The sequence below is a fragment of the Pyrinomonadaceae bacterium genome, from assembly GCA_036277115.1.
Lineage (GTDB): Bacteria > Acidobacteriota > Blastocatellia > Pyrinomonadales > Pyrinomonadaceae > UBA11740.
In genome coordinates this window covers 156,664-176,962 of sequence record DASUNM010000015.1, presented here as the reverse complement: position 1 = coordinate 176,962, position 20,299 = coordinate 156,664, and the positions used below count along the sequence as shown (strand labels likewise).

The 20,299-nt window shown below is 54.9% G+C and carries 19 protein-coding genes; 13 read left to right on the top strand and 6 right to left on the bottom strand.

Going from position 1 to position 20,299, the window contains the following annotated elements; all coding sequences use genetic code 11:
* Nucleotides 1–46 precede the first annotated feature (46 nt).
* Entirely contained in the window at nucleotides 47–2,047 is a 2,001-nt protein-coding gene (locus tag VFX97_03740) for a fibronectin type III domain-containing protein (protein HEX5702312.1), read from the top strand.
* Nucleotides 2,048–2,116: 69 nt separating this feature from the next.
* Here the strand turns inward: VFX97_03740 and VFX97_03735 are convergent, their stop codons facing one another.
* The 5 genes from VFX97_03735 to VFX97_03715 all read right to left on the bottom strand — a co-directional run bounded on the left by VFX97_03735 (nucleotide 2,117) and on the right by VFX97_03715 (nucleotide 8,605).
* On the bottom strand, nucleotides 2,117–3,379 hold the full coding sequence (locus VFX97_03735) for a DUF763 domain-containing protein (GenBank protein HEX5702311.1): 1,263 nt from the start codon (nucleotides 3,377–3,379) through the stop codon (nucleotides 2,117–2,119).
* Between the two features lie 48 nt (nucleotides 3,380–3,427).
* On the bottom strand, nucleotides 3,428–4,846 hold the full coding sequence (locus VFX97_03730; GenBank protein ID HEX5702310.1) for an ATP-binding protein: 1,419 nt from the start codon (nucleotides 4,844–4,846) through the stop codon (nucleotides 3,428–3,430).
* Between the two features lie 6 nt (nucleotides 4,847–4,852).
* Entirely contained in the window at nucleotides 4,853–5,728 is an 876-nt protein-coding gene (locus tag VFX97_03725) for a prepilin peptidase (protein ID HEX5702309.1), read from the bottom strand.
* A 188-nt stretch (nucleotides 5,729–5,916) separates the two neighbouring features.
* Nucleotides 5,917–6,687 carry a glycosyltransferase family 2 protein gene (locus VFX97_03720; protein ID HEX5702308.1) on the bottom strand — a complete coding sequence of 257 codons (771 nt, stop codon included), beginning with the start codon at nucleotides 6,685–6,687 and terminating at the stop codon, nucleotides 5,917–5,919.
* 79 nt (nucleotides 6,688–6,766) lie between these two features.
* Nucleotides 6,767–8,605, bottom strand: a complete 1,839-nt coding sequence (locus tag VFX97_03715; protein ID HEX5702307.1) for a TolC family protein — start codon at nucleotides 8,603–8,605, stop codon at nucleotides 6,767–6,769.
* Between the two features lie 295 nt (nucleotides 8,606–8,900).
* On the opposite strand from VFX97_03715, the gene VFX97_03710 reads away from it, so the two are divergent.
* The 10 genes from VFX97_03710 to VFX97_03665 all read left to right on the top strand — a co-directional run bounded on the left by VFX97_03710 (nucleotide 8,901) and on the right by VFX97_03665 (nucleotide 15,350).
* Complete coding sequence (locus tag VFX97_03710; GenBank protein ID HEX5702306.1) at nucleotides 8,901–9,434, top strand: DUF4920 domain-containing protein; 534 nt, start codon at nucleotides 8,901–8,903, stop codon at nucleotides 9,432–9,434.
* Between the two features lie 224 nt (nucleotides 9,435–9,658).
* Nucleotides 9,659–10,267 (top strand): hypothetical protein, encoded by a 609-nt coding sequence (locus VFX97_03705; GenBank protein ID HEX5702305.1) that lies wholly within the window; start codon nucleotides 9,659–9,661, stop codon nucleotides 10,265–10,267.
* Between the two features lie 49 nt (nucleotides 10,268–10,316).
* Entirely contained in the window at nucleotides 10,317–10,697 is a 381-nt protein-coding gene (locus VFX97_03700) for a hypothetical protein (GenBank protein ID HEX5702304.1), read from the top strand.
* A 302-nt stretch (nucleotides 10,698–10,999) separates the two neighbouring features.
* On the top strand, nucleotides 11,000–11,497 hold the full coding sequence (locus tag VFX97_03695; protein HEX5702303.1) for a histidine phosphatase family protein: 498 nt from the start codon (nucleotides 11,000–11,002) through the stop codon (nucleotides 11,495–11,497).
* Between the two features lie 207 nt (nucleotides 11,498–11,704).
* Complete coding sequence (locus tag VFX97_03690) at nucleotides 11,705–12,292, top strand: cold shock and DUF1294 domain-containing protein (protein HEX5702302.1); 588 nt, start codon at nucleotides 11,705–11,707, stop codon at nucleotides 12,290–12,292.
* 165 nt (nucleotides 12,293–12,457) lie between these two features.
* Nucleotides 12,458–12,820 (top strand): glyoxalase superfamily protein, encoded by a 363-nt coding sequence (locus VFX97_03685; protein HEX5702301.1) that lies wholly within the window; start codon nucleotides 12,458–12,460, stop codon nucleotides 12,818–12,820.
* A 52-nt stretch (nucleotides 12,821–12,872) separates the two neighbouring features.
* Nucleotides 12,873–13,739 (top strand): cyanophycinase, encoded by an 867-nt coding sequence (locus VFX97_03680; GenBank protein ID HEX5702300.1) that lies wholly within the window; start codon nucleotides 12,873–12,875, stop codon nucleotides 13,737–13,739.
* Between the two features lie 66 nt (nucleotides 13,740–13,805).
* Nucleotides 13,806–14,366: a DUF4256 domain-containing protein gene (locus tag VFX97_03675; GenBank protein ID HEX5702299.1), complete on the top strand. Its 561-nt coding sequence runs from the start codon at nucleotides 13,806–13,808 to the stop codon at nucleotides 14,364–14,366.
* 27 nt (nucleotides 14,367–14,393) lie between these two features.
* Nucleotides 14,394–14,840 carry a DUF1569 domain-containing protein gene (locus tag VFX97_03670; protein ID HEX5702298.1) on the top strand — a complete coding sequence of 149 codons (447 nt, stop codon included), beginning with the start codon at nucleotides 14,394–14,396 and terminating at the stop codon, nucleotides 14,838–14,840.
* A 51-nt stretch (nucleotides 14,841–14,891) separates the two neighbouring features.
* A complete protein-coding gene (locus tag VFX97_03665; GenBank protein ID HEX5702297.1) occupies nucleotides 14,892–15,350 on the top strand; it encodes a hypothetical protein in 459 nt (152 codons plus the stop codon).
* A 14-nt stretch (nucleotides 15,351–15,364) separates the two neighbouring features.
* Here VFX97_03665 and VFX97_03660 read toward each other — a convergent pair whose 3' ends face one another.
* Nucleotides 15,365–16,318 carry a hypothetical protein gene (locus VFX97_03660; protein HEX5702296.1) on the bottom strand — a complete coding sequence of 318 codons (954 nt, stop codon included), beginning with the start codon at nucleotides 16,316–16,318 and terminating at the stop codon, nucleotides 15,365–15,367.
* Nucleotides 16,319–16,974: 656 nt separating this feature from the next.
* On the opposite strand from VFX97_03660, the gene VFX97_03655 reads away from it, so the two are divergent.
* Both VFX97_03655 and VFX97_03650 read left to right on the top strand, forming a co-directional pair.
* Nucleotides 16,975–17,853 carry a YdcF family protein gene (locus VFX97_03655; protein ID HEX5702295.1) on the top strand — a complete coding sequence of 293 codons (879 nt, stop codon included), beginning with the start codon at nucleotides 16,975–16,977 and terminating at the stop codon, nucleotides 17,851–17,853.
* Between the two features lie 22 nt (nucleotides 17,854–17,875).
* Nucleotides 17,876–19,963, top strand: a complete 2,088-nt coding sequence (locus VFX97_03650; protein HEX5702294.1) for a serine hydrolase — start codon at nucleotides 17,876–17,878, stop codon at nucleotides 19,961–19,963.
* Nucleotides 19,964–20,299: the final 336 nt, after the last annotated feature.

Sequence of the window (20,299 nt, the reverse complement as noted above, 5' to 3'; positions counted from 1 at the left end):
CACGGTAACCGCGGCTGGTGCATTTGTGACATTTAGGAGGAGCTGAATGAAATTCGCCAAACTGTTTGCCGCACTGGGCGGCTGTTTATTGCTTGTCACTCTTTTGGTTTTGCCACAGGTGATGGAAGCCGCACGCGCTCGCTGGGCGGCACAGCCAGTACAAGGCCAGGGCAAGAATGTGAGCGTAGTTGCTTCAGAACACAATGACACGTCGCCGCCGCTGCGCGAGATGCCGCAGCATCCGGTAAAGTTCAAGGAGAAGAAGGAAGCCAACAAGAATCCGAAGGTCATCCCGCACCGGCACGTCGACCGCTCGGATCCCGTCGTCCAAACCTCCGAATCCGGTCCGAGTGCGCCGACGGTTGGAATGCCCGGAACGTCGCTCAACTTCGATGGCGTCCCGTTTCCAGGCGTCGCTTGCAACTGCGCGCCGCCCGATACGAACGGCGAAGTGGGCGCAACTCAGTATGTGCAGATCGTCAACGAGGGTTACCAGGTCTTCAACAAGACGACCGGAGCGTCGATGTTAGGGCCGTCAGGTATTTCGACGGTCTGGAGCGGCTTCGGCGGCGTTTGCGAATTCAACGGCAGCGGCGATCCGGTAGTGCTTTATGATCAACTCGCGAATCGCTGGGTCATCACTCAGTTTGCCGGCGTGAGCATTCCCACTAACGAGTGCGTTGCGGTCTCAACCACCAGCGACGCAACGGGTTCGTATCACCGATACTCCTTTAACCTAGGCACGAACTTTTTTGATTATCCGAAGCTCAGCGTGTGGCCCGATGCCTACTACATGAGCATGAACGTGTTTAACTCTTCTGCGACGGCGTACCTCGGCCCTCAGCCATTCGCGTTTGATCGCGCGAAGATGCTTGCCGGATTACCGGCAACGTTCATCACTACCGGAATCACCGGCGGTTCGTCTGAAGAAACTTATCTGCCGGCGGATCTCGACGGTTCGAACCTCCCGCCGCCGGGCGCGCCCGCGACTTTCGTTCAATGGCCCGGCACTGGGTCTTATCGTTTGTTCCATTTCCATGTGGACTTTGTGACGCCGGCGAACTCGAGCTTTACGCTGTTCGCGAGCCCGCCCGCGGCCGGCTTCTCAATGTTATGTGCCACGACCCGGAACTGCGTTCCGCAAGCCGGCACGACAACGCGCTTGGACGCCATCGGCGATCGGTTGATGTTCAGACTGGCGTATCGAAACTTCGGTACGCATGAAGCAGTCGTCGGGAATTACACCGTCGCCTCAGGCGGGGCTGCCGGCGTGCGGTGGTTTGAATTGCGAAACGTCACCGCCGGACCGGTCACGGTTGCGCAGGAGAGCACCTATCAACCCGATACTACCTGGCGTTGGATGGGTAGCGCGGCGATGGACCAGCAAGGCAACCTGGCGCTCGGTTACAGCGCTTCGAGCGCATCGATCAATCCGCAAATTCGTTACGCGGGCCGGCTCGCGACGGATCCGGTGAACACCCTGGCGCAAGGCGAGACGCTTATGTTCGCCGGCACCGGCAGCCAGGTAAGCACAGGTAGCCGATGGGGTGACTATAGCGCGATGACGATCGATCCGGTTGACGACTGTACCTTCTGGTACACGCAGGAGTACTACTCGACAACCAGCCAATTCAATTGGCGCACGCGCATCGGATCGTTCAAGTTCCCGGGCTGTGGTGGCGCACCAACTCCGACGCCAACACCAACGGTGACGCCCACTCCACCACCGACGCCGACTCCAACGCCGACACCTACACCGGTGCCGGCGGCGCCGACTAACCTGACGGCAACGCCGGTCTCGGCCACCCAAGTCAATCTGGCGTGGACCGACAATTCGAACAACGAACAGGGCTTCAGCATCGAGCGTTGCACCGGCCAAAACTGCACGAATTTTGCGCAGATTGCTCAGGTCGGGGCGAATGTCACGAGTTTCCCGAATACAGGGTTGGCCGCGAACACGCGCTATCGCTATCGCGTGCGCGCATTCAACGGAAGCGGCAACTCAGCGTATTCGAATATCGCAAACGCGAGAACTCCGAAGCGTTAGCTCTCGGACCTACTGAAGAAGAGCGGCGGACGCAGGGAACTGGGTCCGCCGTTTTGTTTTGGGGGCATTTCAGAAAAGCGTAGGTTGCCGCTTCTTTCCCACGAAATAGTTTCGCGCGGGGGAATCATCGAAGACGGTGCGACCATCAAGCGAAGCTGAAATGACATGCTCGTGCTTCATGAGGGCGTCGAAATCAGCATCCGGCTTCATACGTTTCTCGACGGCGCGGGTGAAGCGTTCAAGGCGGCGCAGCGCCTGCAGCTTCTCTTGGCCGAAATCCAAATTTATTCGGTCGCTATCCCGACTAGTGGGGCTACTGACCGCTTTGGCCCGATCGAGCGCGCCCTGCAGGAAGTTTATCGATTCGTCGTACGTTTTCAGCGGTACGGGAAACGGATGCCCATCTTTCCCGCCGTGTGCAAATGAAAAGCGCGCCGGATCGTCGAAGCGCGTGGGCGCGCCGTGAATGACTTCGGCAACTAAGGCAAGCGATTGAAGAGTTCGCGGTCCGAGCTTTTCCAACAGCAGTAACTCGGCAAAGTTGTGCAGGTCGCGTTCGTAAGCAACCGCGAGCACGGCGCCTAGTCGTTTCCGGTTCACGTCTGGCGCGCGCACATCATGATGCGCAGGCATCCGGAGATGGCGAATCTCGCCGAGGGTTCTGTCCGGTTGCTGCTGCGCCACATCGAGCATCGCTTTCTGCGCCGGCTTCGCACTCGCGTCGACGAGATTCATGATTGTACCCTGGTGCTCGCCGACGATCCCTGTGTGCGGTTCTTCGACAAAATCCCTTACCGCCGCCGAGTGCCAGTGATACCGGCGCGCCATGCCGGTGGCGTCGTTCAAGCCCTGCTGCACCACCGCCCACTCGCCGTCAGCAGTCACCACGAAACTGTGCAAATAGATCTGAAAGCCATCGGCAATTGCGTTGTTGTCGATGCGTGCGGTCAAACGGCTGGTGCGCACCAGTGATTCACCATCGAACCCACGACGATTGGAGATCGAGCGCAATTCACTCGGTGTGTTTCGCGAAAACCGGCCCCGGCCGCCGCAGATGTAGATGCCCAATTCGTCGGCCTTAGGCGCGAGCCCGCGTTTCAGCGCGCCCATGACCGAAGTCGTCACGCCGGACGAATGCCAGTCCATTCCCATCACTGCGCCAAGCGCCTGAAACCAAAACGGATCGCTCAATCGTGAAATAAACGCGGACGCGCCGTAATCGTGAATGATCGCTTCGGTGATCGCCGTTCCCAGAGCCGTCATCCGCTGCGCCAACCATTCAGGCACACGGCCTCCGTGCAATGGAAGATCGGCGACTCCCGAGCGTTTCATAGATGGGATTGTAGCCGACTTTTGCAACGCCTGTCGCGTCGCAGCGATCTAGTTGGCGGGCAATCGTAGAGTGAAAAGCGCTCCGCCGTGGGGTACATTTGCAGCGCTGAGCGTGCCACCGTGCTGAGTTACGATGCGATGCGCCAGCGGCAAACCGATTCCGTGCCCGGAGGCTTTGGTAGTGAAGAAGGGAATGAAAACTTTGGGAAGGTCCGTCTCATCAATTCCCGGCCCCGTGTCACGGATGCTCGCTGCTACCCAGCCGTTTCCCTCAACAACGTCGTTTGCGGCCTCAACCACGACCCGGCGATCTTTCTGCTCCTCCGGAATCGCTTCAGCTGCGTTGCGTATGAGATTTAAAAGCGCTTGCCGCAGCAGCCTGGGATCGGCGCGTACATCCAGGCTCCCTTGCGAATAGTTCGTCGCGAAGTCCACCCGTCTTTGCTCAAACAACGGCGCCAGTTCGCGCGCGCAGTCATCGATCAATTCGCCCAGCGAAATCTCCTCAAGCTGCAAAGGCTGTGGCTTTGCGAAATTCAAGAAAGCCGTGGTCATCTCGGAAAGATTCCGCACTTCCTGAAGCAGTGCATCCGCAGCGCCCTTAGTGCGTTCGTCAGTGTCGATGCTTTGCAGGAACTGCGCGTAGCCGTGCAGCGCCGCCATCGCATTCTTGAATTCGTGCGCCAGACCGGCGGACATTTCACCCAGGCTCGCCAGGTTCTGCTTTAACGCGACCTGTTCACGCAATTGCGTGACTTCGGTGATGTCTGTGATCAAGCAAAGCGCGCCTTTCGAACCCGTGGCCGAAGGATCAATCGGCGCGACGGTGGCGCCCAGCCGCTTCGCTTGGGGTGAAGCGTTTGCCTCGATTTCTTCACGGCGAAAAATCTGACCGCTGCTGAGGCAGGCATCAACCAAATTCGCCAGCGCGGGCACGTCGCGGAAGATAGTTCGAAAGTGTTCGCCCTCGAGTTTCATGTTGCTGTCGAACAACACGTGCGCCGGCGAGTTTGCGACCGTCGCTTTCCCCGACAAGTCGAAGGCAATCAGACCCGTCGGCATGCTGGCGACGATCCGCTCGCTAAAAAGTTCGGCCGAATCCGCGCGCTGGCTCGCTTCCGCGGTCAGGCGCTCCAACTCCTGCTGTTGCGCCTGAAGTTGGGCGACGACGGACTGAAATGTTTCAAGCACGAACGCCGCTTCATTTTGCGTCTTGCCGGATCGCGCGACGGGCACGCGCTCGGCTTCGCTGATTAGTTGGTTGTAGGGGCGGAGAATTCCGCGCAGCAGCCACGCGATGGCTACCAGACTAATGAAGAGTGCGACGATAAAACTCGTAAGCAGGAACGGCTGGTAGACGCCCGCCACCTCAGGAGCGAAAGCGAAGACCGCGAAGATGAAGACCGCAGCCAGCAGCAACGCCGCCGCCAGGAGGGTGAGCGAAAGTTGCCGCCCGCTAATTCGCATGAGCTATCAAAACTGCGACGCGTACCATTCGATGATGCGATGACCGAAGAACAGGCAGAAGATGGCGCCAATGCCCAGGAAGATTCCGAACGGCAGCATCATCTGCATGTTGCGTCCGCGCTTGGCCATCATTGCGATGCCGGCGAAAGAGCCGGTAAAAACGCCGAAGAAGATTGTGAGCACCGCCAGGCGCCATCCAAGATAGGCGCCGACCATGAACATCATCTTGACGTCGCCGAGCCCCATCGCCTCAACCCCGCGCAGCTTCTCCCACAGAAATCCCATCAGCCAAAGCGAGCCGCCACCAACCAGCGCGCCGATACCGGCGCCAATCAGCGAGACGGCCCACACCGGAAGCTGCGGCATCCGCGCTAACAACCCCGGCAAATCATCGAACTGCTCGGGTCCGACGAGATAAGGCAGCGCAATGCGCGTCAGCACGGCGAAAATGATCCCGGGATAAGTGATCACGTTCGGCAGAATCATGTGCTCGGCGTCGATAAAGATCAGCGCGATAAGTGCTGCCACGAAAGCCAGATCGAATGGCAGCGCATACGAAATGCCGTCACGCAGGGCGACGGCAGCGAAGAGGAGCGCGGTCAACGCCTCGACGATTGGATAACGGACGGAAATGGGATTGCGGCACGAGCGGCAGCGGCCCCGCAGGATTAAGAAGCTCAGAATTGGAATGTTGTCGTACGCGCGCAGAGGCGTGCGACACGACGGGCACGCAGAATTCGGAAAGACTATCGATTGTTCAAGCGGGATCCGGTGAATGACGACGTTGAGGAAACTACCGATGATGGCGCCGAGAATGCCCGTGAACGCGGCCACGATTGGCAGCGGCACGTCCAGGACGTTCTCGATCGCCAACAGGCTCATTCGTCTGCGATTGTAACCCGACAGAGAAGCCCTGCCTACTGCTTTCTCTTTTTGCCCGTTACGAGAGCAATAAGGTAGGTGTCTGATGCACCAACTGTGATTGTTACAGATGGAAGTCAGCCCGACGGGCTGAAAGAGAGTAGCCGGGGTGAGCGCGCAGGGCGATACCCCCGGATCGAGTGCTTCTGTCACCCCTCATCGCGCCGATCCTGAAGGTCCAGGAGCAGCCGATGCTTCAGTGACGCATGACGCGCCGCAAACTTTGCGATCATCAGTCCCGCTGAGCCGTCGCGAAAACCGGATTTCAAGATGTAGCTGCGCACGAACGCTGACGGGCCGGCGACGGCGGCTTGCAGCGAAGACGTGCGCTTGCCATCGCGAAGCATCTGCTGCGCGCCAAGCGGCGCATAGCGCTCTTCAATCATCTGCTGATGATGGGCGGCGTCGCGCACTGTGTAGTGAAGCAAGTCCCCGGAAAGTGTTTCGACTCTGGACCCTGAGTTCATCGCGAAGGATTCGTGAATCAATCGGTCGCCCCAGCTTCCGTGCCGCCGATCAAAAAGGCGCAGTTGAAAATCCGGGTACCAGCCACCGCCGCGAATCCAGCGGCCCATATAAAACGTCCGCCGCGCGAGCCGATAGCCGTCTGCCCAAGCCGTCTGCGGCCGGCGGCGCAAAGCTGCAATTGATGATTCGAGTTCCGGCGAGACGCGCTCATCTGCATCGAGGCTTAGGACCCATTCGTGAGTGGCCGCATCAGTCGCGAATTGCTTCTGCTTCGCAAATCCGGGCCATTTGTTGAAGAGGACCCGCGCCCCGCAAGTGCGGGCGATTTCAGCGGTCGCATCGGTGGATTCGGAATCGACGACGACAATCTCGTCCGCCCAAGAAACCGATTCACAAGCGGCGTGAATATTTTCTTCTTCGTTGAAGGTGATGATGCAGGCGGAGATTTTCATTGCCAATTGCCGATTTACGATTGCCGATTAGTATACATTTCGCTAATCGGCAATCGACAATCTTCAATCGGCAATGTTGCTACTCCTTGGTAGGCTCAACCGTAATATTGTTGATGCGGAGCGTCGAGCCCGTCGCCCGCTGAAGATCCGCGAGCGCCTTGTTGTAATCAGTCTGCGCCTGGAGTTCGTTGGTTCGGGCGAAAGTCAGTTCGTTCTGCCGCGAGAGCAGCAGGAACGTGGTCGAGCGGCCGACTTCGTACAGTTTCTCTTCGCCGGCGAGCTGTTGCTCAGCGCTCTCTCTTGCCATTCGTGAAGTCAGGACGCGGCGACGTGCAGTGTCCACCGCCTGCGCCGCGTTGCGAACGTCCATCTCGATTGCCTGGTCCTGAGAACGGAACGAAGCCTCCAGCTGATCGCGTTGAATGCGCGCGCCGGCGAGATTTGCTTCCGCAGTTCGATTCTTGAACGGGAATGAAATCGTCACCCCAACCGTCAGGTTGCGCGTGTCGCCGCTGAACAAGTTGCGGATGTCCTTTCCGTAACCGCCGACGAGATTCGTCGGTGGCGGCGTACAGCGAGTGTTTGTGACCGGATCGCAGGGCGACCCGGCCAGACCGGTCAGCGCGAATGTGCCATTCAAATCGACTTGCGGCTTCGTCTGGTTTTTATAGAAGTCGATGTCGATCGAGTTAATTTCTTTCTGCAGGTTTAGCCGCCGAATCTCAGGCCGGTTTTTGTGCGCTTCATCGAGCGCGAGTTGCAGATTCACCGGCGACAAGTCGAGCACCGGGGTATCAGTCGGCGTAATCTGCGCGGTCCATTCGGGCGCGGCCGGGTCGCGCAGCATCAACTGCTTTAAAGAGTTCTCTGAGATAGAAACGTTTTGCGTGGCGGTGAAAAGTAGCGACTCGCGCAATGAAATGTCGGTCTGCACCTGTGCGCGATCGAGGGGAGCCTTCGCGCCGGCTTCAATCTGCGCTTCGATATTGCGCATGTTCTGCCGCGCGACGTTCAGACTCTCGAGCTGGTTCTGCTGATTGCGCAGCGCAAACACCAGGTTCCAGTAAGCGGCCTGCACCTGCGAAATAATCTGAATCGTTCGCTGCCGAAAATCAGAATCGGTTTGCTGAATGAACTTCTTCTGAATCTTGATCGAGCGGCGATTGAGATCGATGCTGCGATTTCGAAACAGCGGCTGGTTGAATTGCAGCGCCAGGTTCGACGAGTAGAAGGGACTTAGGGAGCTGAACGAATTATTTGTCGTCTGCCGCGAATTCGCGAAGCTCAGCGTGTAGTTGCCCCCGCCGCGCTCGAAATACTTAGTGACCTGCGGGCTGAAGTTGAAAATCGTCGTGGTCGTCGTACCGGCCGCGCCGCCGCCGCCGAGGCTGCTTTGCTGCGGCGTGATGTTATGAATTATCTGCGGCGTGATGCTGAACAGCGGATCGTACACACCGTACAGGCCGCGCAGTTGCGTCTCAGCAAAGCGAACGTCGTCGCGTGCGATTTCGATCTCGTTGTTGTTCTGCAGCGCCTTACGAATCGCATCGTTCAGCGAAAGGCTCAGGATGTTGCTGCTGATGATTCCCACCCGCGAGAGATCCGGCATCGGCAACAACGGCTGCGCCTGCTGCACCGGGAAATTCGGCTCGCGCGGATCAGGCAATGTCGGATCGAACGGCGTCGGAACTGGCGTCGGCTGCACGAGAACTCCCGGTGGCGACTGTGGCGAAATTGGTTGCGTTCCCGGCGGCGCATTCGGCGCGGGCGTCGGTAAAGGATCCTGCCCGGGCGGTTGCGTTGCAGGGTTAACCGGCGTCGGTCGCGGGGTCGGCGTTTGCGCAACCACGCTGCCTGCAGCCAGAACCCAAACTGTCAGCAACAGGGTTAACGTCGCGATGTTTGAAGAGACTTTCATTGGAGTGCTCCTGAACGAACTAGAACGAAACTTGAGACTTAAACCTGAAAACGCGTGACCGTACGCGATTCAAACACAGATCGGCCGCGAAAGGTCAAATTTCTACTACGTTAACAATTAACGAGCGGTTTCAAGAAGCTTAGGAACATGCGAGGAAGCTGAAAGAACCAACTGTCACAGCTGCGTGATTGGCCACGGGGTTTTGGCTGAGCCTTTCTTACATCTATAATCCCGGACTCGGCCCGCACGACGGGTCCACCTTATCTGAGGGTGAGAGAGGATAATTCGCTTGGCCATGAAAACATTTATAGCGTCGCTCCTGATTGTCGCCTGCTCCGCGCTCGCCGGGGTTACGGCCTACCAGGACAACAAACACTCGAAAGAGAAGGGGCAGGGGTCTGGGAATACTATGACGGCTGCCGAGGCGATGAGCGCCGGAGGCGGCCGCATCAAGCGCGGCGAGCCGATCGGTAAATCACCCGCAGTGGCTTTCGCCGACGTTTTGAAAGATCCGGCGAAATTCGCAGGCAAGCGCGTGATTATCGAGGGCGTCGTCGAGCGCGTTTGCAAAATGCAGGGCTGCTGGATGCAGATCGCGCCCAAGGCGGGAGCTGCGGGCGTTCGCGTCAGCTTTCTGGATCACAAATTCTTCGTCCCGAAAGATTCAGACGGTCTAAAATTCATGGCCGAGGGCGAATTCAGCGTCAAAGTCCTGAGCAAGGAGGAAGCCGACCACCTGGTCGAGGATGGCGCGAAAATAGCGCGGAACGCCGACGGCACCTCCGACGAAATCAGTTTCGTGGCCACAGGGGTTGAGCTTTGGAAGTGACCCACCAGTATATGTGAGGCTGCCCGTCTTCTTTAGGCTTCCGGCTTTGCCGGTTAAGCCCACCGCACTTCCAGTTCGAACTCCCGCCGACCTTCTCGCTACTTGCGACGCGCACGAGCGTGTCCGGAGCCATCCTCTAAGGCGTGATGAATAGTGAGTGCTGAGTGAAATCGCGCCGCGCGGCTCAGCTCAGACGCGGCGGAGATCAGATCCGGATCTATCTCATGAACTCCATCAAATGTTCGCGATGTGGAATGGTAAATTGGGCGACGACGCCCTTTTGCAAGCGGTGCGACACCATATTGCTTGATTCGGATAGTGTCGTTGAAACAAGCGAATCTTTTTCTGATACGGGTTACCCCAAGGGAGTTCTTCCCGGAGATGCCAAACCAGGCGATTCAATCAAACCTTGTCTCCACTGTGGCAATAAACTAGGGCTTAAAAAATGGGACAGTTGGAATGGGTTCCTCGTCCAGTGCCCACATTGTGGCGGATTACATGGCATGCGATGGAAGCTCGGGCGTATCGTGCTAGCAAGTCTTCTTTTCTACGGTCTCAGTTTCTTTTTTACAATGCGCCCAAAGAGAGCTGCGGTAGCGTTGTCATTGTTCGCTCTCTTGATTCTTGGCAACTATCTCCCTACTGACGATCAGATTCCAGATCTTGTGGAACTTGGAATTGGGATTCTTATCATTCTCGGTCCTTTGACCGTCAACGCAATTGCCTTTATCAGACACGAACGTGATCTAGCTGAGTCAATCCCGCCCGCTCAGGTTCGGCGCCGTTATATTAATGAGCTCGGCGACTGGGTTGATACGCTGGTGGATGATTGAAATCGCCGCCGCCGCGTCAACTCTAAACGTTCGGCGGCTCAAGATAATCATGAAGTCATTAGTCAACCTGATCCTTCTGCTTTTTCTTCCATCGCTGATGCTTTTGGGCGGGTGCAAGAACCAGAATTCGGCGAACATGCGGACCGCGGATACGCCGTATGCAAAGGTGTACGTCCAAAAATCAGGCCAGGTCACGCTTGACGGAAAAAATGTAACGCTCGAAGAACTCGATGAGGCGTTGGGAGCGTTGGCACGAAGACATGGCGTCGTCTTGTATTCGCGTGAAGCGCCTCACGAAGCCCAACCCCACCCCATCTTCAAGAACGTTATCGATATCGTTGCCAGGAACGAACTCCCTATCAGGCTTTGTGAAACCACTGATTGTTCGGATGCGCTGACGGCTGATGGGAAATTGCGCATCGAGAATTAACTTGTTATGGCCGCGTGCCCACTCTTTGAACCGGCGCCGAAAAGCAGAATGAAGGACGAGAGAGGATAAACCAATGAGATTGATTCCGCCTTCTTCCTTCACAATTTCTCCTTGCTCTAGCGCCGCCCGGTAAAACTCAAACGTTCACAATCGCTCCTCTAAGTCAGACCATGAAATGTCCTGGGCCTAAAGATCATTAGAAAGTGGCTGAGAGAATCTTAGTTCGGTGCTTTTCGAGACAAGTGAAACAGGCCAGCTTCAGAGGCTAACGCTCATATCTGTAGGAGAGGGGAATTGAATCAATGAACCTATATCTGATACGCCATGCCAAACCTGTACAAAACGGTAACGATCCCTCATTGTCGACCACCGGTCAGTCCCAGGCTGCTAAGCTCGGTAGCATGTTTGTGAGGCTTGGCATAACGCCCGACACGACCTCGATCTTGAGCAGCAACAAGAAACGGGCAGAGCGAACCGCTAATATCATCCTCAAGAGTCTGTGTCTGGCACAAAATCTACCGCCGACTGCAGCACGACCTATACGTCAATTGTCTTCTACAGTCAGTCTAACCTCAGTGTTCAATACCATGCGGACGGTTGTAGCAGATGAGCATCCCATGCACCTGTTCGTTGTTTGGCACTTTCCCATGATTGGAGAAGTATTCAAACAGCTGACGAATTCTAATCTGCCCTGGCCCGATGCTTATGGCGCAACTGCCCATCTCACAATTAGTGGTCAGTCGGTGGAGAATGGTTCGGGAACGTTTCAGTGGTTAGTCGTGCCGGAATTGCTTCCCTAGACAAGCCTTACACCTTCCGACGCAACACGCAGGGAATCGAACAACTATGGCGCGTTGGGTTGCTTGGGGTACCGACCTGAGCAAACTTTCCAAATACCTGGAGAGTATCGGCTCCCAACTTGACGACCATTACTCACACGTTCGCTATGTGCAGGATCTTGAAAATGAGTAAAGATACCGCCTAGCCATGCACAGCGTGGCAGCGACATGCGAGTGCAAGGCAAAATCACTGACTGGAACGATCTTCGCGGGTTCGGCTTTGTATCCCCGCTCGAACGCGCCGAACGCGTGTTCGTTCACATCTCGGCCTTCCCCAGCGGAAGTCGACGTCCGACGGACGGCGAGTTTGTCTCCTACACACTCGGCACCGATGAACGCGGCCGCCGCTGCGCAACATTAGTCACTTATGTCGTGAGCCGTCCGAAGCGGTTTGAAGCACAGACGCGATCGCGCGACCCGTATCTATTCGCAGGTTGTGTGGCCGCGGCGTTTCTCGGAGTTGTTGTGCTGCTGGCCGTGGTTGGACGCCTCTGGTGGCCGGTGGCGTTTGTCTACATCGTCATCAGCATCGCGACTTTCTTTACGTACAAGCACGACAAGTGGGCCGCACAGGTCGGCGCGAGGCGAACAAACGAGTGGACCCTGGTGATGTTGGGATTGATCGGGGGCTGGCCGGGCGCTCTCGTTGCGCGACACTGGTTCCGGCACAAAACTAGAAAGGTCGCCTTCCGCGTCGGATACTGGTTAAGCGTGGTGCTCAACGTCACTGGGGTGGCTTGGCTGATTGCTCAGTAGTGATGCACGATTGGCGCTTTGATAAATCATCGCGGTCGAACAAATCGTTTTGACGCGAGCGGCCGGATCGTAAAATCCAAGCGAAAAGGAGGAAGGCGAAAGGGTTGAACATATTCGCCGCGCCGGCCCCCAACTCAACCGTTATCCACCTTCTGAGTTTCTGTCATGCTCAAATTTGCTATTCCTGTCATGCATGCGAGCAGCTCGGCCGCGGCCGAAGAGTTTTACTGCGACCGTCTCGGTTTTACGCAAATTTTTGCCTATCGGCCGTTTGGTGGCGCGGATCCCTGTTACATGGGTCTGACGCGTGACAACGTTGAGGTCCATGTTTCCTCTTTTTCTGGTGATGGAGTGGCGGGCGGAGTAGTCTTTGTCGGGGTGGAAGATGTGGACGCCCTCCATGTGGAATTGAGGGCCAGGGGTGTCGTCATTGATCTCAAACCCACTGATCAAAGTTGGGGCAATCGCGAAATGTACGTCCATGATCCAGACGGCAACAGCATTCGGTTTGTGCATCGCGGTGGATGAGCAAAAATCGTTTGTCGTGCCGAGTTAATGATTTGGTTTAGACGGAGGATTCATGACGCGGAAGATATTCTTCGTGGTGCTCGTCGCAACCATCTGCGCCGCCACGGTGACCGCCCAGACGTCGAGTGGCCCTTCCAAAGGGACGTTGATCCTTACCGGCGGAGACCAGGAGACGGGCATCAAGGAATTCGTTGCTTTAGCCGGAGGACCCGACGCAAATATCGTTTACATCCCCACTGCAGCTTCGAGCCTGAGACTGCCTTCCGGCCTCATCTGGGAGTGGTTGCACACCGACACCCTGCCGGCAAACACGCCAGAGTTTAAGCAGGAACTCTGTAAGATGTTTGGCGTTAGAGACATCACGATCCTGCACACGCGCAACTCAAAGACCGCTGACTCTAAAGAATTCGTCGAGCCTCTGCGTAAAGCGCATGGCGTCTGGTTAAGCGGCGGCAATGCCGGCCGCTTGTCACAGGCTTATCTCGATACGCGGACGCAACGGGAAATTGAGGCTGTACTCGATCGCGGCGGTGTCGTCGGCGGCAACTCGGCGGGCGCAATTATCCAGGGCTCTTACACGATCAGAGGCAATCCGGACAAGCCGGTATTAATGGTCAAAGGGCGCGAGCGCGGGTTCGCCTTCTTAAAGAATGTCGCGGTCAACCCTCACCTTTCGGAAGCGATGCGCCAGAATGAGCTGGTGACCATCCTCGACCTTTACCCGAAACTTCTGGGGATCGGTATTGATGAGAAAGCGTGGATCAAAGTTACTGGCGACCGCTTTGAAGTCTTCGGTCGAGGACGTGTGGCTATCTACGACAACAAGAAATACGATCGGAACTGGTACTACTGGTTATCACCCGGAGATCAGTTTGATTTGCGAACGCGCACAGCACAGCGGCGTCCTCAGGCTCAATGATCTCAATCGGTGAACTGAAAAATGAGGGATTGACAGTCGCCGACAGATAGATTTACAAAACCAACCATGAAACAGACCGCCATGTCCCCAGGAGAACGTGAAGAACTGCTCCAGAGTTTAAAGGCCCGCTTTGAGAAGAATATGAAGCGCCATAAGGGTCTCGAATGGGCGAAAGTGCAGGCAAAGCTGGAAGCTAATTCGAAAAAACTGTGGTCACTTGGTGAAATGGAAAAAACCGGCGGTGAACCCGATGTGGTTGGCCGTGATAAAAAGACGGGCGAGTACATCTTTTTTGATTGTTCATCCGAAAGTCCTAAAGGCCGCCGAAGTATTTGTTACGACCGTGAAGCGCTCGAGGCACGGAAAGAACACAAACCAAAAGACAGCGCTATGAACATGGCCGCGGCTATGGGCATCGAGATTTTGACGGAGGACGAATATCGCGAGCTGCAGCAACTTGGAGACTTCGACACCAAGACATCGAGCTGGGTGAAGACACCTCCTGATATTAGAAAACTCGGCGGTGCGCTTTTTTGTGATAAACGCTACGACCATGTCTTCGTGTATCACAACGGCGCGGAATCTTACTATGGCGCCAGGGCGTTCCGTGGCTCAATCAGGGTCTAGGTCTTCAGCAGGGAAGGCGAGGTGACGATGGGTTCAATTCTAAACGAAAGTGACCGCGCGGAGATCGATCGCAGGATGCGGTCGCTTTCAGCATCGTCAACCAGACGATGGGGTAGCCTGGACGTGGTGGGCATGTTGAAGCATCTTCGCCTCTCGGCGAACATGGCCCTCGGCGAGCTGTCGATTCCTTCCGCAAACAAGCGCGTCTTCCAGAAGTTTCCCGTTAAGCACCTCATCCTCTACGTCGTTCCTTTTCCGAAAGGGGCACCGACCGCGCCTGAGTTGAAGCCCAGCGATGTGACGTCGTTTGAAGAGGAGCGTGCGGAACTGCTGAAGCTGTTAGAGCGAATCGGGACGGGCCCGTCGGAAGGTCTCGGGCCGGCACATCCGCTTTTTGGGCCACTGACCTGGCGCGAATGGGGCGTGGTCACCTACAAGCATGCGAGTCATCACTTGCGGCAGTTCGGGGCTTAGAGTATGAGGATTGAAAATTAGCCCTACTTCCTTACAAGTCGAGAGCACGACATGACAATTTCTAAACTGGTGATCGCTTACGCGTTACTCATTGTCCCTGTCACCGCAAATGCTCAGAGCGCTACCGGTCAATGTTGGGTTGACGCCTCGACCCGGGATAACCAGACGAGACAGGGAACTGGGATCACTCATTTGGGTAGCTTCAATCCATTAGTGTCTGACGGAACAACCTTCAAAACTTTTAGGCCCTATCAGAACCTGGTAGTGACTGCGGGCGTGGAATTTGAGGTGCACAAAGATTCGAAAGACGCCAGATTTCAGGAAGTTCGCCTCATGATCGCGGCAAGCACCAGCGAAGCTAAACCTATCTTTGGTTTGGTTGACAGTTCTGAAGCATCTACGGCCTTCAAAAAACGTTGGTATCTAACCGTGAGCAAGCGGATTGACGCTGGAAGCTTGGAATATACGTTCAGGTTAAGGTGTTGGGACAACGTTAAGTTTCCAAAGTAGCTTGATCATAAGCTTCAGGGCTTTTTCACTGGATCGATTGAGGCATCAGGCGAGTCCACCGCAAACCGAATGAATGCGCCGTAATCGAAAGTTACTCTTCCTCCCAAACCGAGTTCAGGATGTTTGTCAGCCCCGGTGCGTCCGTGGAGGTAGGTATTAATTTCTATACGCTGTGGCGTTAAGAATCCGAAGCGGCTATCAGAATAGTTAAGGTCATACCTGATAATGACGAGAGAACGGGTCAGGGAAGGATGTTCCATAAGCATTTCTCTCACTTCGCGCCTTATTTGCGCGGTCTCCGCGTCCAACCATAATCGCCCGCGGTAACGCGTCTCAGCGCCTTTTAAGTGAGATGGTAGTGATGACAGCTTCATCGCGAGGCCAGCATTGTACGAAACCTGTTTGTACTCAATCACAATCGCATCATGACCGCTAACCTGCTCACGACCGGCGAGCTTGAACTCAAAGGACCCGCGCGCGTTCTCATGCAGTGGTAGCCCCTGGTTAAGAGTGAAGCCGTAAAAACTATAGTTAAGATCGTACCTTCGGCTCTCGCGGGTAATCCGGTCGAGTTCTTTCTTAACCGAATCGGCTTTAGCTGACTTAGTCAGAAGACTTATCAATCTCTCTTCTCGCTTCTTGACAGCCACGCCGTCAACCGATTTCACGTCGCGATATTCGTACATTTTAGTCGGATCCAGTTGTGACTGATAGATGAACAGGTCAGAGGCTATCCGTCTTTGCTTTTTAAGTTTGCCTTTGTCGTCATAGTCCTCGACGTTTTGCTCCTCTTCAGCAGTGAGGTCTTTGAACCCGGTCATGTATTCCGTGATCCTTATGGCGGCCCGGCTGATGAGTTCATTCAACTCAGCCTGATCCCCACCGGGCTGTGGAGCTTGCTGAGCAAAGGATATACTTGCGCTCGTCAGCATGAGAAAGGCGAGCGAGCAGAGAACACGCTTGAGCATTGTGGGAGTGGGATAGAGTACGTGAAAAATCATAAGTACCTCGGAAATTTATAGCGCCGGCGCGCGATCTATCAACGACATTCACTCGGCCGCGGTTACGGAAATTTTCGCGCACAAGAATCCAATCACCGCGGAGACGGCAGGGAACGCGGAGGTAGCGCAGAGAGCTTTAAAACAGGGCGCCGCCAATTGAACAAAGGGCTGCATAAATAATAATGCTGCGACGGCTAATTCTTTCTCTTGTTCTTTTAACGAGTATTTCAGTTCCGCAGAGGGCGCAGCTTATTGCGCTAAGCTCTGCCGGCACTTATCAGTCCCTTCCAAGCACTTCGTTTGCTCAGAACGCGAGTCTTAATTCATCAGGCTTTGACCCCGCTTACAAATTAGAATTTCGTAACGCGGTTCAGGACAAGAACTTTTATCTGCTGAGCTTGTTTCAGAGAAACCCCGAAGTTGGAAAACTTCTGAGAAGAAACTTAGTCCTGAAAAGACTAACCATCCAGAAGATCCAGGCTTTAAGATTTGCCGCGAATTGCGACGACGTCGGTTGCTATGATCGGCAGTTTCGTTTGAATGGCCCAACAATCGAGCGGGTGGCAACCCAACTCAAAATCCTAAGCAGGCATCCTGAGTTCAGAAATCTCGTGCGGAAGGATATGCGTCCCTCAGGCGCGTTCATCAAATACAGCCAACAATCTGATTCAGACATGCTCGTTGCGGCGTGGAAAGATGCCGCGAATGGAATGAACCGTTTGCTGAGTGTCTATGGTCTGGGCAAGAACCCGTACTATAAAGACATCGATCGGGTTAGCTTTGATGTTTCGAGCGAAGAATACCGAGAACTTCTTAAGGCGAAGCTTGCCGAGATAAAGCTCGCCAGGGACTCGCTGTTCTTTGAACCCACGCTCAGTTTTGCTCTGAAACTTTTGGAAGCAAATCGGCGTGATGAAGCCGCGCGTTACGAACCACTTGAAGAAGGCGAAAACAAGGTCACGGTTCAAGATTTGAAAAACATCAGCTGGAGCAACTATCCGTATTCATTCATTTTAGTTCTGGGCTCTGGCCCGCCGGCCGGGCTCAATCTAAGTAAGATAGCGGCCAAAAGAGCGGATCAGGGTGCTCAACTGTTCCTCGAGCACAAGGCCCCGTTAATCATTTTGTCCGGTGGCCACGTCCACCCGATACAGACGCCTTATAACGAGTCGATTGAGATGAAAAAATACCTGATGGAAAAATTCAAAATACCTGAGAAGAGTATTTTGATCGACCCATATGCGCGCCATACAACAACGAATTTTCGGAACGCGGGACGCCTCGCATTTCGTTATGGAATACCGAATGAGCTAAAGGCCCTTGTCACTTCAAGCGAGGACCACATCGCAATCGTCACCAAGGACGGTTTTCGCATTCGTTGCTCGTCGGAACTAGGATATTTTCCGATGGAGTTTATTACCCGAGTTTCCCCGGTCGCCGCGGAGTTCAAGCCATCGGTTGCTTCACTGTTTTTTGATGCGAATGACCCGCTGGATCCATAGAGAAATGAAGATGGAGATCATCATGAAGTTGAAAACACGAGGATTAGTCACCCTGATTCTGACTGTGGCCATCGCCGGACAGGTCATATTTGTCCCCGCGTCAGGCGCGCGGGTCGCTGACGCCGGAGCTCAGTCATCCGATGCCGAACGGATAGCGCGATTGGAAACTCTTCTGGAGAATCTGCGACAGGAACTAAAAATACCGGCTTACTCCGCGGCGATTGTGAAAGATCAAAAGGTGCTCTGGGCGAAGGGATTCGGCTTTGCCGATCTGGAAAATAAAATTCCCGCGACCGAACATACCCCGTACCACCTCGCCTCGCTCACCAAGACGTTCGCTTCCACGATTCTGATGCAGCTAGTGCAGGACGGAAAAATCAAGCTGGACGATCCCGTTTCAAAATACGGCATTACTTTAGAGAGCGATGGAGTTATTAAAGTGCGGCACTTGCTGTCACACACTTCCGAGGGGAATCCCGGCGAGCAATATCGTTACAACGGAAATCGTTTCGCAGAATTAGACAAGGTGGTGCAGGGAGCTACGGGCAAGTCGTTTGGCGAACTTTTAATAGCCAACATTCTCGATCCCCTCGGCATGAACGAGACTGCGCCGAACGTGCCCCGGATCGTCGGCACTAAATCGCCTAACGCGGGTGCGGCAGCCGCAGAGGCTGAAGTGAAGACGGCCGTGATGGACATCATCTCAGGCTTCAATGCAGGCAACGTGGATCAAATCGAGCGTCGTCTCGCGCCTCAGAACAACCGCTTCCAGGGCGAAGGCGGATTCTTAACTTCTTTTATCGATTCGGCAGAGCTGCGAAGAGCGTTTCAAGCGGGTTTCAAAGTGAATCTTGAGATCAACAACCTCGAGACTGCCGTTTACGGCGACAGCGCGGTGGCTACGTTCTTTATGCGAGGAGTTGTTACGCCTCCAGGTGGGGCGCCACGCACGGAAGGCCCGTGGCGAAGCTCATATGTCTTGAACAAGCAAGATGGGACATGGAAGCTGATTCATTCTCACCAGTCCGCAATGAACCGCGGGATGATTACGGAAAAGCACCAGCAAAGATTCGATACGATTGTGAAGACACTGGCGCAACCGTATGCGCTCGATCGCGAATTTAAGACGACGAAGATCAGTTACCCGCAGGGGTTCAGCACTTCAGCCGGACTAATGTCCACAGTTCTGGATATGGCGAAGTATGACATCGCAATTGATCAGAATAAGTTCCTTACCAAAGAGACCCAGCAACTTGCTTTCACGCCCGCGACGTCAACTAAAGGCGAAATTCTTCCTTACGGTCTTGGGTGGTTCACGACGAACTACAAGGGGACGAAACTGCTTTGGCACTACGGATACTGGACCGGTAATTCATCGTTCATCTTGAAAGTGCCCGAGCGAAACTTAACGTTCATCATCATGGCTAACTCCGACAATCTCAGTCGACCGACAGACCTTGGTTCGGGTGACGCCCTCAGTTCCATCGTGGGCATGGCCTTCCTGAAGACTTTCGTCTTGCCTGAGAAATTCGGCGAGGCCATACCGGAAGTGAATTGGAACGCTCCCGTTTCAGAAATAAAAACTCAACTGAAATTAGTGGCGGGAAAACCATACGCTGATCTGTACAGCAAAGATCTGGTGACAAGGTTCCGGATTCATCAGAGCGTGGGACGCGCAACTGAGGCGGCGCAGTTGATGCGTATGTATGGTGAACTGTTTTCCAAGCCGATGCCTGAAGACCTGGCGAAGCTCCCGGTTATAGCGCAGATCGTACAAGTGCTGGACAACGAAGATAAGACGGTCGCGTTTAGTTTGCCGCGCAGTCAGGAGGTGCGTGTCTTCGCCATCGGGGAAGGCCAGGGTGGTCAGATGTTTGACTACGGATGGATCGAAAACACAGACAAAGGACTCCCCGTGTGGGAAATGCAAGAGCCTAAGACCTCGCACGCGGGCGGCGCCGGTAAAAATCGCAAAATGGATTTCGTAATTACTTTACCGGCCGGCAATTACAAATTGCGTTACAAAACTGATGAGTCGCACTCATTCGACCACTGGAATAGTCTGCCCCCGGATATTAACTTTTGGGGTATTGCCATCTACAAGAAATAAGCAGCGCCGGTACATCTTCCTTCGTCCGCTATCGTTCAGGGAATCTGGAACGGGGTCAGGCTTTCCCTGATCCAATCCCACATGCCTGAACCGCGGACGACTTTCCAAATTAAAGACCAGGCGTAGAAGTCTACCAATCAGAACATGAATTTAAAGGGTTCAAACCGTACTGCCGCGGCTGGAGAGATAGTATTTACGCCGGTCTTAACAATAGTCTGAGTTTCTCGCAGCCTCATGTCGTCGTTCCGTACTCGATATTGCTAGCCGCGATTGTCACTTGGAGTTCAACACTAAATCTAAATGTTGACATCCGATTACGATGGTCATATTGTGTCC